We start from the raw sequence: 13,950 nt of genomic DNA, 5'->3' as shown, positions 1-13,950 counted from the left end.
CCCGGACATTGTAGGAGCTGGCTTCCAGCGATGAGGCCGGACCTGCCGGCTTCAATCTCCTTTTGGCAACTCAATCACAAACCTGGTCCACCCATCAGCCGATTCGCAACGAATCTGCCCACCATGGGCGCGGACAATCGACTGGGTGATCGCCAATCCCAACCCCGCATGCTCGCTGCTCCCTTCATGCCGTGACGGATCGGCCCGGTAAAAGCGATCGAACAGGCGCGGCAACAAATCTGCGCAAACCCCGGCCCCGCTATTTTCAAGCGTCAGGCTCAGGCCTTTGGGCTGATCGACGATCCGCACCCGAACCTCGCCATTGGCTGGCGTGAAACGCAACGCATTGTCCAGCAAATTGGACAGTGCACGACGCAACATGCTGCGGTCGCCCTCGAAGCGTGCCTTTCCCTCTCGAGTCAAAGTCACTTGAGCGTCCTCGGCCAACGGAGCAAAGAATTCCAGCAACACATCCGCCTCCTCTGCAAGATCCAGTGATTCGCGTTTGGGCATTAATAACCCGTGGTCTGCCTTGGCCAGATACAGCATGTCGTTGACCAGTTGCGCCATCCATTGCAGTTCTTCGAGGTTGCTGTGCAGCGCTTCGCGATAGTCCTCGAGGGGGCGCGGGCGGGTGAGGGTGACCTGGGTGTGGGTCAGCAGGTTCGACAGCGGTGTGCGCAGTTCATGGGCGATGTCAGCGGAAAACGCCGACAGCCGCTGAAAGGAGTCGTCAAGGCGTCCGAGCATCGCGTTGAAGTTGTGGGCCATTTCCGCAAGTTCCGGCGGCATGTCCTCCTCGGGCAGGCGTGCGTTGAGTGATTGCGCCGATACACCGCTGGCGACCGCACTCATGCGCCGCAACGGCCGCAGCCCGCTGCGCGCCGCCCAGGCACCGAGCAGGGCGGTGGCCAAGGCTGACAAACCGACCGTCAGCCAGATCAGGTGCTGCATGCGTTGTAGAAAGTGCTGGTGGTGGGTGATGTCCAGCAGCAAGGTCAATTGCGGGGAGTCAGGCTTGTCGGCAAACAGCGGCGCATTCAGGACGCGGTAGTCAGTGCCGTCGTGGTTGAGGGTCGACAGGCCTGGCTGTTGTGGGAGTTGATCGGGCAGTTGGATCGAGCTGTCATACCAGCGTTTGCCATCGCTGCCGGTGATCCGTAATGACAGATCCGCCTGCCGACTCAATTCATCGGCGAGTTTGACCTGGCTGTCGCTCGATTGAAGATCGTGCAGCGCCCGCCGCAGGCCAATCAACTTGCCATTCAGCAGTTGCTGATCAAGCTCGATGAAATGCGCCTCGCTGGCGCGACTGAACAACACCCCGGCGAACAATGAAACGACCGCGGTGCAGGCGGCAAACAGCAGCGCCAGGCGACTGCTCAAGGACAGTCGGCGCATCAGGCGCAGCGCTCTTCAAGCACGTAACCCATGCCGCGCACGGTGTGGATCAGTTTGTTGGGGAACTCATCGTCGATCTTCAGGCGCAATCGGCGGATCGCGACCTCGATGACATTGGTGTCACTGTCGAAATTCATGTCCCAGACCTGGGAGGCGATCAGTGACTTGGGCAGGACTTCACCCTGACGACGCAAGAGCATTTCCAGCAAGGCGAATTCCTTGGCGGTCAAATCGATGCGCTGGCCGTTGCGTTCTACCCGGCGGCGAATCAGGTCCAGGCGCAGATCAGCCAGTTGCAGGCTGGTTTCCTGCGGCGAGGCGCTGCCACGGCGCAACAGGCTGCGCACCCGCGCCAACAGTTCGGAGAACGCGAATGGCTTGACCAAATAGTCGTCGGCGCCCAGTTCGAGGCCATGAACCCTGTCTTCCACCGCGTCCCGTGCGGTCAGGAACAGGACTGGCGTATCAAGGCCTGCACTGCGCACCGCTTGCAGGATCTGCCAGCCATCGCGACCCGGCAGCATCACGTCGAGAATCAACAGCGCGTAATCACCGCTCAAGGCCAGCTGCTGGGCCGTGCTGCCGTCGGCCACCAGTTCGGTGGTAAATCCGGCTTCGGCCAGGCCCTGGCGCAAGTAGTGGCCGGTTTTCGGTTGGTCTTCGACAATCAGCAGTTTCATGGGGGGCTCGGGTCAAATGGAACGAAAGCTTTATACCGCGGGCGCCGACGGTGCGGGCCGACCTGACAAAGTTGTAATCTGGTTGTCAGGTTGCGGGCAGTGATTGCAGTTTAGAGTCTTCCACAGGCTGAACCTTATTTTGTTGGAGTACGACTATGTTTATGCGCAAAACCCTGGTGGCCGTCGCGTGCCTGTTGACGCTGACTTCGCCTGCATGGGCTGCCCCGGCGCACACCTACGATTTTGGCCAGCCGGCGCCTGCTGCCAAGGCAACTCGCAGTGTTGAAGTGGTGATGGGTGACATGTCGTTCAACCCCGGGACCATCGAGATCAAGGCGGGCGAGACCGTGCGTTTCGTGCTAGTGAATAAAGGTCAGTTGCTGCACGAATTCAACCTCGGTGACGCAGCGATGCATGCCAGACACCAGCAGGAAATGTTGCACATGCAACAGAGCGGCATGCTCACGCCTACAGGTGTGAAGGAAATGGACCACGGTGCAATGGCCGGTATGGGTCACGGTTCGATGGGGCACGATATGAAGGGCGGCATGAAGCACGACGACCCCAATAGCGTGTTGGTGGAGCCGGGCAAAACGGCGGAACTGACCTGGTCCTTCACCAGGGCGACAAGTCTCGAATTTGCCTGCAACATCCCGGGCCACTATCAGGCCGGCATGGTCGGCAAATTGACTGTCAGTCAGTAAGCACTCAAAGGCGGGAGCAAAGGCTGATAGAATCCGCTGATTCTTCAGTCAGGTTTCCGCCATGCATCCCGCAGCCGAACACTCGCCGCTGGGCAAATCCAGCGAATACATCGCCACTTACACGCCGTCCTTGCTGTTCCCGATTCCGCGTACCGCGAAGTGGGCAGAGTTGGGCCTGACGGCTGAAACCCTGCCTTATAAAGGCGTCGACTTCTGGAACTGCTTCGAGCTGTCGTGGCTGCTGCCTTCGGGCAAGCCGGTGGTGGCGATCGGCGAGTTCAGCATCCCGGCGGACTCGCCGAACATCATCGAGTCGAAGTCCTTCAAGCTGTACCTCAACTCGTTGAACCAGACCCCGTTTGCCGACACCGCCAGCCTGGAAGCGACGCTGGTCAAAGACCTGTCGGCCGCTGCCGGCAAGCCGGTCGGCGTGCGGGTTCGCAGCCTGAAAGATGTCGAAGCCGAAGGCGTCGTGGCGCTGCCCGGCGTGTGCATCGATGACTTGGATATCAGTGTCAGCAACTACGAGCATCCGCGTCCGGAATTGCTGCGTTGTGACGACTCGCGCATTGTCGAGGAAAGCGTGCACAGCCATTTGCTTAAGTCCAACTGCCCGGTGACCAGTCAGCCTGACTGGGGCAGCGTCGTGGTGGAGTACCGTGGCGCGGCACTCGATCATGCGAGTTTGCTGGAGTACATCGTCAGCTTCCGCCAGCACTCGGACTTCCATGAGCAGTGCGTGGAGCGGATTTTCCTGGATCTGCAGCGATTGTTGAAACCGGAAAAACTGACGGTCTATGCGCGTTATGTGCGCCGTGGCGGGCTGGATATCAACCCGTATCGCAGTACCCAAACCGTGCAGCTGCCGAACCATCGTCTGGTTCGTCAATAAAGATCTGAGCCTGCGGGAGCGAGCCTGCTCGCTCCCGCAGGCTCAGATCCCCATGCTGTGCAGGGCCGTGCCAATTCGGCGCAGGGCGTCGGAGAGGGTCGGGTGCTCAAGTTCGAAACGTTCGACGGCAAGGTTGACGTTATCGGCCAGGTTGACGTCCTTGGTTGTGTTTTCGAGATCAAGTTCCAGCTCGATCTGCTGCATCAGCACGTGCAGTTCTTCGCGCTCGGGTTCGGACAGCGGAGGATTCTTGTCCAATTGCTCGCGCAGGGCATTGAGCTGTTCTTGCAGTTCGCGGGCAGGCATGGCGTTCTTCCTTATCTCAATTGGCACTGGCATAGACCGCAGCGAAACGCCAAAGGTCTATGGCTTGCCTTAAGATTAATCCACTCCTGCGTAACCTGCATGCTTCATTGGTGTGAGGACGTGATCAGGGCTTTTCGCCTTTGAGTCGACGCAGACGGATATCAGCCAGGCAGGTGTCGAGTTCACCGAGGTGATCGATCACCGAATGCACACCCAAGCCAAACAGTTGCAGGGTTGCCTTGCCGCGCTTGATGTCGCGTTCCTGCGCAGACAGCGCTTGCCATTGCGCAGGCGACAAGCCGCAAAGCGAGCCGCAGGACGCCAGCCCGATAGTCCACAGACCGGCATTGAGCCCCGATTGCAGCAGACGCGGTTCGCCACTGACCAGTACACAACCATCCAGTCGTTCGACGTTAAGCGCCATCAAGGCTTGCCAACACGCGTGGGGTGCCGGCCAGGGATTGTTTGTTGCAGAGTGTTGCGAGGATTTCACCCACTCCGGCAAGGCGATCGCCAGGGACTGGCTGAGGGCAGGAGGCAGCTCATCGAGCCACGCACAAGGTATCTGTTGCTGCTGCAAGCTGTGCAGGCTCTCGAGGGCGCCGGGCGTGGCCTCGGTGTGCTCGGCCGAATGACCGCCGTTCAGACGCGTGTGAGCGCCGAAATCCACCAGGCAACCACTGAGGCCGAACAGCACGGCAGTTAGGTTTGGCGCAGTTTGAGGCTTGGTTTCGGCGTGCGGCATGTCAACGTCCCTGAAATAGCCTCGAGGCTAACGGGCCGCGATGACAGTTGAGTGACACGGATGTGAATCGATCACAAACCGCAAAATCCCGAATCAGCCCTTGGGGGCATGCTGCCTAAAGCGACCTTTCCGTCTTATACTATCGGTCTTTGCGCCAGGCTCAGCGCCCGGCAACGGAACAATCCAAGGAGTTTTTATATGCGCTGGAGCAATCAACTCGCTCAGCTTTGTGTGTGTGCCAGCGCGTTGCTGGTTCCGTTCGTTGCCCAGGCAGCGTCGGAAGACGACCCTTGGGAAAGCATCAACCGTCCAATCTACAAATTCAACGACGTGCTCGACACCTACGCCCTGAAGCCTTTGGCCCAGGGATATCAGTTCGTGACGCCACAGTTCCTTGAGGACGGCATCCATAACATGTTCCGCAACGTCGGCGATGTCACCAACCTCGCCAACGATATCTTGCAGGCCAAGCCTGCGGCGGCCGGTGTCGATACCGCGCGTTTGATCTTCAACACCACCTTCGGCCTGCTCGGTTTCTTCGACGTCGGGACCAAGATGGGCCTGCAACGCAACGACGAAGACTTCGGCCAGACCCTCGGTTACTGGGGTGTCGGCAGTGGTCCGTACGTCATGCTGCCACTGCTGGGGCCAAGCACCGTGCGTGATGCGCCTTCGAAATTCGTCGACGGTTACACCGGCCCGTACCGCTACATCAACGATGTGCCGGTGCGTAACTCGATCTTCGCCCTGAACATTGTCGATACCCGCGCGAATCTGTTGTCCTCCGAGAAACTGATCTCGGGTGACAAGTACACCTTCATCCGTAATGCGTACCTGCAGAACCGCGAATTCAAGGTGAAAGACGGCCAGGTTGAAGACGATTTTTGATCTTTACCGGTCATTGAAGAAGGCGGCCATCGAGCCGCCTTCTTCATTTCTGGATGCCGCCGGTCCTTCCATTGTGTTTCGGTTTTGGCTGTTCTTATAACTCGCGGTGATTTGACACAGATGGATGTCAAGCGACAATCGGCGTGAGCTTGAAACGCCTCGCGGATGGGAGTACCGTCTGCGCCTTAGAAGGGCACCTCTGGTGTACATGTGTGTAGGGCAAATGCTCGAAAACAGTGCGACAGAGAGGCTAGAAAGCGAATCCAGTAGTGTGAGCCGGGCCAAAATCCGAGCCGCTACGCCAACCTAATTCTGGCGCCGTTTGCCCACATGCCAAAAACCAGTGCCACGCTGCTGATTATCGATGATGACGAAGTAGTGCGCGCGAGCCTCGCCGCCTATTTGGAAGACAGTGGTTTCAGCGTCTTGCAGGCCAGCAATGGTCAGCAGGGTCTTCAGGTATTCGAGCAAGACAAGCCCGATCTGGTCATCTGCGATCTGCGCATGCCGCAGATGGGCGGACTCGAACTCATTCGCCAGGTGACCGAACTTTCCCCGCAAACGCCGGTGATCGTGGTGTCCGGTGCCGGCGTGATGAATGACGCGGTCGAGGCATTGCGCCTGGGTGCGGCGGATTACCTGATCAAGCCTCTCGAAGATCTGGCTGTGCTCGAGCACTCGGTGCGTCGGGCCCTGGATCGAGCGCGCTTGCTGCTGGAGAACCAGCGTTACCGCGAGAAGCTGGAGAAGGCTAACCGCGAGCTCGCCGCCAGCCTGAACCTGCTCCAGGAAGACCAGAACGCCGGTCGCCAGGTGCAGATGAACATGCTGCCGGTCAGCCCCTGGACCATCGACGAATTCAAGTTTGCCCACCAGATCATCCCGTCGCTGTACCTGTCGGGTGATTTCGTCGACTACTTCCGGGTCGACGAGCGCCGGGTTGCGTTCTACCTGGCAGATGTTTCCGGTCATGGTGCCTCTTCAGCTTTCGTTACCGTGCTGTTGAAATTCATGACCACGCGCTTGCTGTTCGAATCCAAGCGCAGCGGCACATTGCCGGAATTCAAGCCTTCAGAAGTCCTTGGTCATATCAACCGGGGCCTGATCAGTTGTAAGCTGGGTAAACACGTCACAATGGTCGGTGGAGTCATCGACGAGGAGACAGGTTTGTTGACCTATAGCATCGGTGGTCATTTGCCGTTGCCAGTGTTGTACACACCCGACAGTGTTCGTTATCTGGAAGGGCGTGGTTTGCCGGTTGGCCTCTTCAACGAAGCCACTTATGAAGACCACGTGCTGGAGCTGCCGCCGACGTTCAGCCTGACGCTGATGTCTGATGGCATTCTGGACCTTTTGCCAGAACCCACACTCAAAGAAAAAGAAGCTGCGTTGCCCCAACGGGTCAAGGCAGCGGGCGGCAGCCTGGATGGTCTGCGGCAGGTTTTTGGATTGGCCACGCTAGGGGAGATGCCGGATGATATCGCCCTGTTGGTGTTGAGCAGGAATCTTCAATGAGTACCGGTAGAATCCAGTTCGCCGAGCAGGACGGCACCTTTGTCCTGAAGTTCGTCGGTGAAGTTCGCCTGACCCTGTGTTCGGCGTTGGATGCGACTATTGATCGGATCTTCACCGCGTTGAATTTCAACGCCATCGTGATCGACCTGACCGAAACCCGCAGCATCGACAGCACCACCCTTGGCCTTCTGGCCAAGCTGTCGATTCTTTCGCGGCAAAAGGTCGGCCTGCTGCCGACCGTCGTCACCACTCACGAAGACATTACCCGTCTTCTGCAGTCCATGGGCTTCGAGCAGGTGTTCAACATCGTTGACAAGCCTGTGCCGTGCCCGGAGTGCCTGGATGACCTGCCAGACCAGGATCAGTCCGAAGAAGTGGTGCGGATCAAAGTGCTCGAAGCGCACAAGATCCTCATGGGCCTGAACGATTCCAATCGTGAAGCGTTCCATGACCTGGTGAATGCGCTGGAGCGGCACTAAGCACACCGCTAGCCTGTGGCCAGGGAGCAAGCTCCCTCGCCACACATCATCATTGGCCACAAAGCCGCAAAAAAAGGGCGAACCCGACAGGGTTCGCCCTTTTTGCATCACGGCAGCTCAGATCACAGCTTGGCTTGCAGCAACGCCTCGAGCTTTTCCTGGTCACGAGCAAACTGACGAATGCCTTCAGCCAGTTTCTCGGTCGCCATGGCGTCTTCGTTGGACAACCAGCGGAACTGCGCTTCGTTCAGGTTCAGGCGCGCTTCACCGGCCTGGCCCGGCGCCAGTTTGCGTTCCAGCTTGCCGGTATCCGCCGCCAGCTTGTCGATCAGGTCCGGGCTGATGGTCAGACGGTCGCAGCCGGCCAGTTGCTCGATCTGGCTCAGGTTACGGAAGCTTGCACCCATGACCACGGTTTTGTAGTCATTGGCCTTGTAGTAGTTGTAGATGCGGGTCACCGATTGCACGCCCGGATCATCCGCGCCGATGAACTCGTTACCGGTGGCTTTCTTGTACCAGTCGTAGATGCGGCCCACGAACGGCGAAATCAGGAACACCCCGGCGTCGGCACAAGCAGCGGCCTGAGCGAAGGAGAACAACAGGGTCAGGTTGGTCTGGATGCCTTCCTTTTCGAGGGTCTCGGCGGCGCGGATGCCTTCCCAGGTGGAAGCGATCTTGATCAGCACGCGGTCGCGGCCAATGCCGGCCTTTTCATACAACTCGACCAGACGGTGCGCACGCTTCAATACGGCGTCAGTGTCGAACGACAGGCGTGCATCCACTTCGGTGGAAATACGCCCCGGGATCACCTTGAGGATTTCTTGCCCTACCGCGACGCCAAAACGGTCGCTGGCCAGGCCTACATCGCCCTTGCAGTCGCTGACGCAAGCATTGAGCAGCTCGGCATAAGCGGGGATGGCTGCGGCCTTGAGCAGCAGGGAAGGGTTGGTGGTTGCGTCTACCGGCTTAACGCGGGCGATCGCCTCGAAGTCGCCGGTGTCGGCAACCACGGTGGTCATTTGTTTGAGTTGTTCCAGCTTGGAAGTCATGGGCGTGCTCTGTCCTATGGGTCTGATGACATTACCCGAGCGCTGACAGCCACTCAAGGGTGTGTACGTGTATCGAGGGCCCCTGCGGCAACAACCTGAAAACGATTGTTTGAAAGGTGGGGCGCAGTGTCGATGAATACGATGCCAAAACAGCTCACAGGTTCAAAGCAACCGACCTGCGCACAGATCGGTTACGCAGGCTTACTCTGCATTGAAGTGACTTTCGACGGTCATTCTTGCCGGTTTCGGTTGCCCGTCGGAGGTCAGCAAACCGAAATTCTTCTCCCGGTCATTGCTGCCCGAGTCGCTGTTTTTCCATTCATAGATGGAGGTCAGCGGGATGTTGAGCTTTTTAACATCGGCGATGAACGTACCGATTTTGCTGGCTTGTCCTTCGGCGCCGCCATTGGAGGAGAGCGCCGAGACGCCCCATTCACTGATCACGCCCGGCAGATGGAAGTTCTGCTGGATAAACGCCTGCGCGTTGCTGATCTGTGTGCTCGTCATGCCATAGGGGTGATAGGAAATGGCGTTCAGGCATTTGGGGTATTCGCTGACGATACGGTTCAGCGCCACGGTCGATGCAGAACCGGCCGTCGGGGGGCGGGCAAAGCCGAAACCCACCCGGGGCGTCGATTGCGGTTTGTCTTGCAGCGACTTGCACATGGCGCTCATGAACGGCACGAAGGTCGTGTCGAAATTGCGCGTCGGCCAATAGGTTTCGAGGTCCGGTTCATTCCAGATTTCGATGGCCACGAGTTGAGTGCTGTAGGCGGTTTCCAGCTTTGTCACGGTGTTGGCAAAGGATTCGCCAGCGCTTGCCAGTTCACTGATGTTGCCTGACGCGGCCATCAACGGCTTGATGGCGCGCACGGTCAGCAGCACCGGCAGGCCAGCGGACTTGGCCGTCGCAAAGGCATCGCTGACCTGTTTCTGATACTTCGCACTGCCCAGGCTGTCGCTCCATACGCCGAAGCGCACAAAACTGAAACCGGCCGCTTTGATCTGCCCGGCGTCGGCGGCGGAAAAGTTCTGAATCTTGACCTGGATGCCAACGGTCCGGGCGGGGAGGTTAGGGAACAGTTCGCTGGCGTGAACCTGAGTTGTCGCACCCAGCGCTATCAGTGTCAGCGCGCCGAGCCCCTTGAGATGTGCTGATTTCATGTCTGCTCTCCTGATGAGAAGTGACAACTTCGAATAGATATCTCATTACTCATGTTTCGATAATGAAGAGGGCATGAAGTGCACGAATGTTATTTTTTGTCGGAAAACCATCGGCTGAAAATCACAGTTATTTTTAGTCCGGTAATTGTGGTTGGGGGCCTTTTAAACGCTGTGGTACTTAATGCTCCGGTACTAACAGGGCGAATCTATTTCTGAGTTCAGGAAGATCCTGAGGGTTCATTAAGATCCTCTCGACATGTTGGCCGTTTGACATTACACGGGAAAGTAAAACCTTGTTCAGAAAGATCCTTGTCGTCTGCGTGGGCAATATATGCCGAAGTCCGACAGCAGAGCTTTTGCTGCGTAACGCGCTGGCCTCTTCAGCGATCACGGTGACCTCCGCAGGCCTGTCCGCAAGGGTTGGCGAGTCCATGGAAGCGTCGGCCCGGCAAATTCTCGAAGACCATGGGCACTGCGCTGAAGCGTTCACAGCGCGGCAATTGACACCGGACATCGTCAATGAAGCAGACCTGATTCTGGTCATGGAAAAAGAGCATGTAAAACAAGTATTGAAGATTGCCTCTCACGCGAGGGGCAAAGTGTTTCTGCTCGGTAAGTGGCAGAGTGAGCGCGAAATACAAGACCCGTATCGTCAAGGCAAGGCCGCTTTTATTCATGCCCATGCATTGATTGAAGATGCTGTTAGCTCATGGGCACAACGCCTCGCGCGTTGATAAATATTCTTCAGATCAATGAATGGTAAGAACAGACTTATGCAGTTACCGTCCGTAGTCGGCACCCGTGACAACGATCAAGACAGTATTGATCTTCTCGGCATATTTGGCAGTTTGATCGATCAGAAATGGTTGATCGGCGCGCTCACCGGCGCCTTCATGGTGACCGGGGTTGCCTATGCGGTATTGGCGACGCCGGTGTACCTGGCGAACGCGCTGGTGCAGGTCGAACCGAAGAAGAACGACATGCTCGGGTTCTCCGATCTCAACAGCATGCTCGGGGGGCAATCGCCCTCGGTGACCGAGATCGGCATCATCAAGTCCCGCGCGGTGATCGGCAAAACGGTCGATGACCTGCGCCTTGATATCGACGTCACGCCCAACACTTTCCCGGTGATTGGCGGCTTTCTCGCCCGGCGTTATCGCGGCGAGACCGAGTTCAGTGTCGCGGCGCCGCGTTTCGGTCTCAACAGCTACGCCTGGGGCGGTGAACGCCTGGAGATCACCCGGCTCAATCTGCCCAAAGACCTGCTGGGCAAGAAACTCACGCTGGTTGCCGGTGAGCAGCAACGATTCCAGTTGTTCGATGAAAACGACAACCTGCTGGCGGAAGGCGTCGCTGGAAAGGCGTTCGTCCAGGACGGCGTAGAGGGTTTGATCGCTCAGTTGTCGGCTAACCCTGGCACCCGCTTTGAAGTGGTGCGCAATCCACGGATCGTGACCATCCAGGGTTACCAGGATGCACTGGATATTTCCGAGCAAGGCAAGGAATCGGGGATCATCCGTTTGGCCCTGGCAAGCTCTGACGCGGCCGAGGCAGTGAAAATCCTCAACAAAATCGCTGCGTTGTATGTGCAGCAGAACGTGCAGCGCACCTCGGCGGAAGCGGCGCAGAGCCTGCAATTCCTGCAGGGCCAGTTGCCCCAGGTCAAGCGTGATCTGGCCAAGGCCAGCGATGCGCTGAACAGTTATCAAACCCGTGGCAAGACGGTCAATATTTCCCTCGAGACCCAATCGGTGCTGGAACAGGTCGTCAGCCTGGACACGCGGATCTCCGAGCTGAAAATGCAACAGGCGGAACTGGACCGCAAGTTCACCAAGCAGCACCCGGCGTATCGTGCGCTGATGACCCAGCTCGGCGAGCTGACCCAGCAACAGAAGGCGCTGGAGAGCAAGGCCCAGGATTTGCCCGCCACGCAACAAGAGTTGCTGAACCTGACCCGCGATGTGGAAGTGGCGTCGCAGATCTACACGCAACTGCTGAACAAATCCCAGGAACTGGACATTGTCCGGGCCGGGGCAGTGGGCAATGTGCGCTTGATCGACAGCGCGGACGTCGATCTGACCAGCCCGGTCAAACCGAAGAAAGCCTTGATCGTGCTGATTGCAACCTTCCTCGGTGCGTTTTTCGGGGTCGCGCTGGTGTTGCTGCGCAAATCCCTCAGTCGCGGGCTGGAAGGGCCGGAAGCCATCGAGCAACTCGGCTTGCCGGTGTACGCGTCGATTCCCTACAGCGCATTGCAGCAGGAAGAGGACAGCAAAAAAGGTCGCGCCCGGGACGGCGTGGACAAACCGGCCTACCTGCTGGCCCTGCGCAACCCGACGGATCTGTCCATCGAGTCGATTCGCAGCTTGCGCACCTGCCTGCACTTTGCCGGGCTCGACTCGACCAACAACCGCATCATGATTTCCGGCCCGAGCCCGCAGGTCGGCAAGACCTTCGTTTCTTCCAACCTCGCGGCGGTGATGGCACTCAGCGGACAGCGCGTGGTGCTGATCGACGCCGACATGCGCAAGGGCCATCTGCACAAAACCCTGAACACACCGATCACCAATGGTTTGTCCGATCTGCTGGTCAAGCGCTGCAGCCTCGAGCAGGCGATCAATAGAGTCGAAGTCGACAACCTGCATTTCATCAGTCGTGGCCAGGTTCCGCCCAATCCTTCCGAGCTGTTGATGCACGCCAACTTCCGCGAACTGCTGGCGCAACTCAGCGAGCGGTATGACCTGGTGATCATCGACACGCCGCCGCTGCTGGCCGTGACCGATGCGGCGATTGTCGGTCGCGAGGCGGGCATCAGCCTGATTGTCACGCGCTTCGGGGTGAACCCGGCCAAAGAGATCGAACTGACGATCCGTCGCTTCGCCCAGAACGGCATCGAGTTGAAGGGCGCGGTCTTCAACGGTGTCGAGAAGCGCGCGGCCAGCTACTACGGCAACGGCGGCTACGGCTATTACAACTACGAATACGCGTCCGACAAATCCTGAGTGTCAGCGATTTTTCTTTCATGTTTGAAGTGGGTGACTTGTGAAAAAAATATTGCACGTGGCTGAGACAATCAAAGGTGGCGTCGCGACGGTGATCCGCACGATTTCGGCTTCGCCCGAAGGCGACGCGGCCAACTATGAGCTGGTCTATCTGGTCCCGGAGGATCAGGAAAAGGAACTGCACGGGATTGCCGCGCAACAGGTCCGCACCTTCGCCCGGACCGGGCGCAATGTCCCGTCGTTGCTGCGCTTCGCCTGGCGGTTGACCCAGGTGGTGCTCAAGGAAAAACCCGATGTCGTGCATTTGCACAGCACCTTTTCCGGGGTTATCGGGCGATGCGTGTGCGTGATGTTGCGACCTTGGCGCAAGCCGAAAATCGTTTACTGCCCGCATGCCTTTTCGTTCCTGATGGAAAGCTCGCCGACCAAGCAGAAAGTCTATGCGTGGATCGAGCGGGTGTTGCAGAAGGTCACTGACGTGATCATTTGCGTCAGCCAGTACGAGCTGGATAAAGCCGCGCGATTCGGCATTCAGCGCAAGCGCATGAAGCTGATCTACAACGGTATTCATCACCGGGACGAAGCGGCCAAAGCGAGCAATCCCGAACCGATTCATCTGCTGTTTGTCGGCCGTCTCGACTACCAGAAAGGCTTCGACGTGTTGCTCAAGGCGTTCGCCAACGTCCAGCGCAACGATCTGAAACTGACCGTGGTGGGCAGTGCCGTGAACGAAGATTCGGTCGAGTGTCCGCCGATGGAAGGGGTTGAATACCTGCCGTGGGTGACACCGAGCGAAGTCCAGGCGCTGTATCGAAAAGCCGATGCGCTGATCGTGCCGAGTCGCTGGGAAGGTTTTGCCATGGTGCCGCTGGAAGGCATGGCCATGGGCTTGCCGGTGATTGCCAGCAACTGCACGTCGCTGCCCGAGCTGGTCACCAACGAGGTGTCCGGCTACGTCTTCCCCAGCGGGGATCACCAGGCGCTGGCCGATGTGTTGAAAAAAATCCAGAAGCCGCGGTTGCTCGACCTTGGCAGTGAAGGGCGCAGCATCGTCCGCGAGCGCTTCAGCGCCGCGTTGATGATCCGCCAGACCTATGACCTGTATCGCGCCCCCTCTTTTTAAGT

General features: G+C 58.3%; 14 protein-coding genes. 8 read left to right on the top strand and 6 right to left on the bottom strand.

Annotated elements, in window-relative coordinates; genetic code table 11:
- Positions 1–51: 51 nt before the first annotated feature.
- Entirely contained in the window at positions 52–1,401 is a 1,350-nt protein-coding gene (locus tag KHO07_RS18735) for a heavy metal sensor histidine kinase (RefSeq protein WP_212625180.1), read from the bottom strand.
- The gene (locus KHO07_RS18730) at positions 1,401–2,081 is read right to left on the bottom strand and encodes a heavy metal response regulator transcription factor (RefSeq protein ID WP_212625179.1); all 681 of its coding nucleotides are present in this window, start codon (positions 2,079–2,081) and stop codon (positions 1,401–1,403) included. The genes KHO07_RS18735 and KHO07_RS18730 overlap by 1 nt, the downstream gene beginning before the upstream one ends.
- 155 nt (positions 2,082–2,236) lie before the next feature.
- On the opposite strand from KHO07_RS18730, the gene KHO07_RS18725 reads away from it, so the two are divergent.
- Entirely contained in the window at positions 2,237–2,785 is a 549-nt protein-coding gene (locus KHO07_RS18725) for a cupredoxin family protein (RefSeq protein WP_212625178.1), read from the top strand.
- A 61-nt stretch (positions 2,786–2,846) separates the two neighbouring features.
- Positions 2,847–3,677, top strand: a complete 831-nt coding sequence (gene queF / locus KHO07_RS18720; RefSeq protein WP_212625177.1) for an NADPH-dependent 7-cyano-7-deazaguanine reductase QueF — start codon at positions 2,847–2,849, stop codon at positions 3,675–3,677.
- A gap of 42 nt (positions 3,678–3,719) precedes the next feature.
- On the opposite strand, the gene KHO07_RS18715 is transcribed toward queF, so the two are convergent.
- Complete coding sequence (locus KHO07_RS18715; protein WP_150733305.1) at positions 3,720–3,983, bottom strand: DUF4404 family protein; 264 nt, start codon at positions 3,981–3,983, stop codon at positions 3,720–3,722.
- A 124-nt stretch (positions 3,984–4,107) separates the two neighbouring features.
- A complete protein-coding gene (locus KHO07_RS18710) occupies positions 4,108–4,728 on the bottom strand; it encodes an HAD family phosphatase (protein ID WP_212625176.1) in 621 nt (206 codons plus the stop codon).
- Positions 4,729–4,926: 198 nt separating this feature from the next.
- On the opposite strand from KHO07_RS18710, the gene KHO07_RS18705 reads away from it, so the two are divergent.
- The 3 genes from KHO07_RS18705 to rssC all read left to right on the top strand — a co-directional run bounded on the left by KHO07_RS18705 (position 4,927) and on the right by rssC (position 7,610).
- Positions 4,927–5,616, top strand: a complete 690-nt coding sequence (locus KHO07_RS18705; protein WP_212625175.1) for a VacJ family lipoprotein — start codon at positions 4,927–4,929, stop codon at positions 5,614–5,616.
- A 330-nt stretch (positions 5,617–5,946) separates the two neighbouring features.
- Positions 5,947–7,131 (top strand): two-component system response regulator RssB, encoded by a 1,185-nt coding sequence (gene rssB / locus KHO07_RS18700; protein ID WP_150701126.1) that lies wholly within the window; start codon positions 5,947–5,949, stop codon positions 7,129–7,131.
- Entirely contained in the window at positions 7,128–7,610 is a 483-nt protein-coding gene (gene rssC, locus KHO07_RS18695; protein ID WP_056857042.1) for an anti-sigma factor antagonist RssC, read from the top strand. Before rssB ends, rssC begins: the two co-directional genes overlap by 4 nt.
- A 122-nt stretch (positions 7,611–7,732) precedes the next feature.
- On the opposite strand, the gene tal is transcribed toward rssC, so the two are convergent.
- Positions 7,733–8,659: a transaldolase gene (gene tal / locus KHO07_RS18690; protein WP_212625174.1), complete on the bottom strand. Its 927-nt coding sequence runs from the start codon at positions 8,657–8,659 to the stop codon at positions 7,733–7,735.
- A 201-nt stretch (positions 8,660–8,860) separates the two neighbouring features.
- Positions 8,861–9,823, bottom strand: a complete 963-nt coding sequence (locus tag KHO07_RS18685; RefSeq protein WP_150733309.1) for a glycosyl hydrolase family 5 — start codon at positions 9,821–9,823, stop codon at positions 8,861–8,863.
- Between the two features lie 293 nt (positions 9,824–10,116).
- Here KHO07_RS18685 and KHO07_RS18680 point away from each other — a divergent pair, with 293 nt between their 5' ends.
- Genes KHO07_RS18680 through KHO07_RS18670 form a run of 3 tightly spaced genes read left to right on the top strand, consistent with a single transcriptional unit; the run spans position 10,117 to position 13,948 of the window.
- Complete coding sequence (locus tag KHO07_RS18680; RefSeq protein WP_212625173.1) at positions 10,117–10,557, top strand: low molecular weight protein-tyrosine-phosphatase; 441 nt, start codon at positions 10,117–10,119, stop codon at positions 10,555–10,557.
- Positions 10,558–10,596: 39 nt separating this feature from the next.
- Positions 10,597–12,825 (top strand): polysaccharide biosynthesis tyrosine autokinase, encoded by a 2,229-nt coding sequence (locus KHO07_RS18675; RefSeq protein ID WP_212625172.1) that lies wholly within the window; start codon positions 10,597–10,599, stop codon positions 12,823–12,825.
- Between the two features lie 40 nt (positions 12,826–12,865).
- Positions 12,866–13,948 (top strand): glycosyltransferase, encoded by a 1,083-nt coding sequence (locus KHO07_RS18670; RefSeq protein ID WP_212625171.1) that lies wholly within the window; start codon positions 12,866–12,868, stop codon positions 13,946–13,948.
- Positions 13,949–13,950 lie beyond the last annotated feature (2 nt).

The sequence above is a fragment of the Pseudomonas sp. PP3 genome, assembly GCF_905336995.1.
In the GTDB taxonomy this organism is placed as follows: Bacteria; Pseudomonadota; Gammaproteobacteria; order Pseudomonadales; family Pseudomonadaceae; genus Aquipseudomonas; species Aquipseudomonas reinekei.
This window is presented reverse-complemented; position numbering and strand designations above follow the sequence as displayed.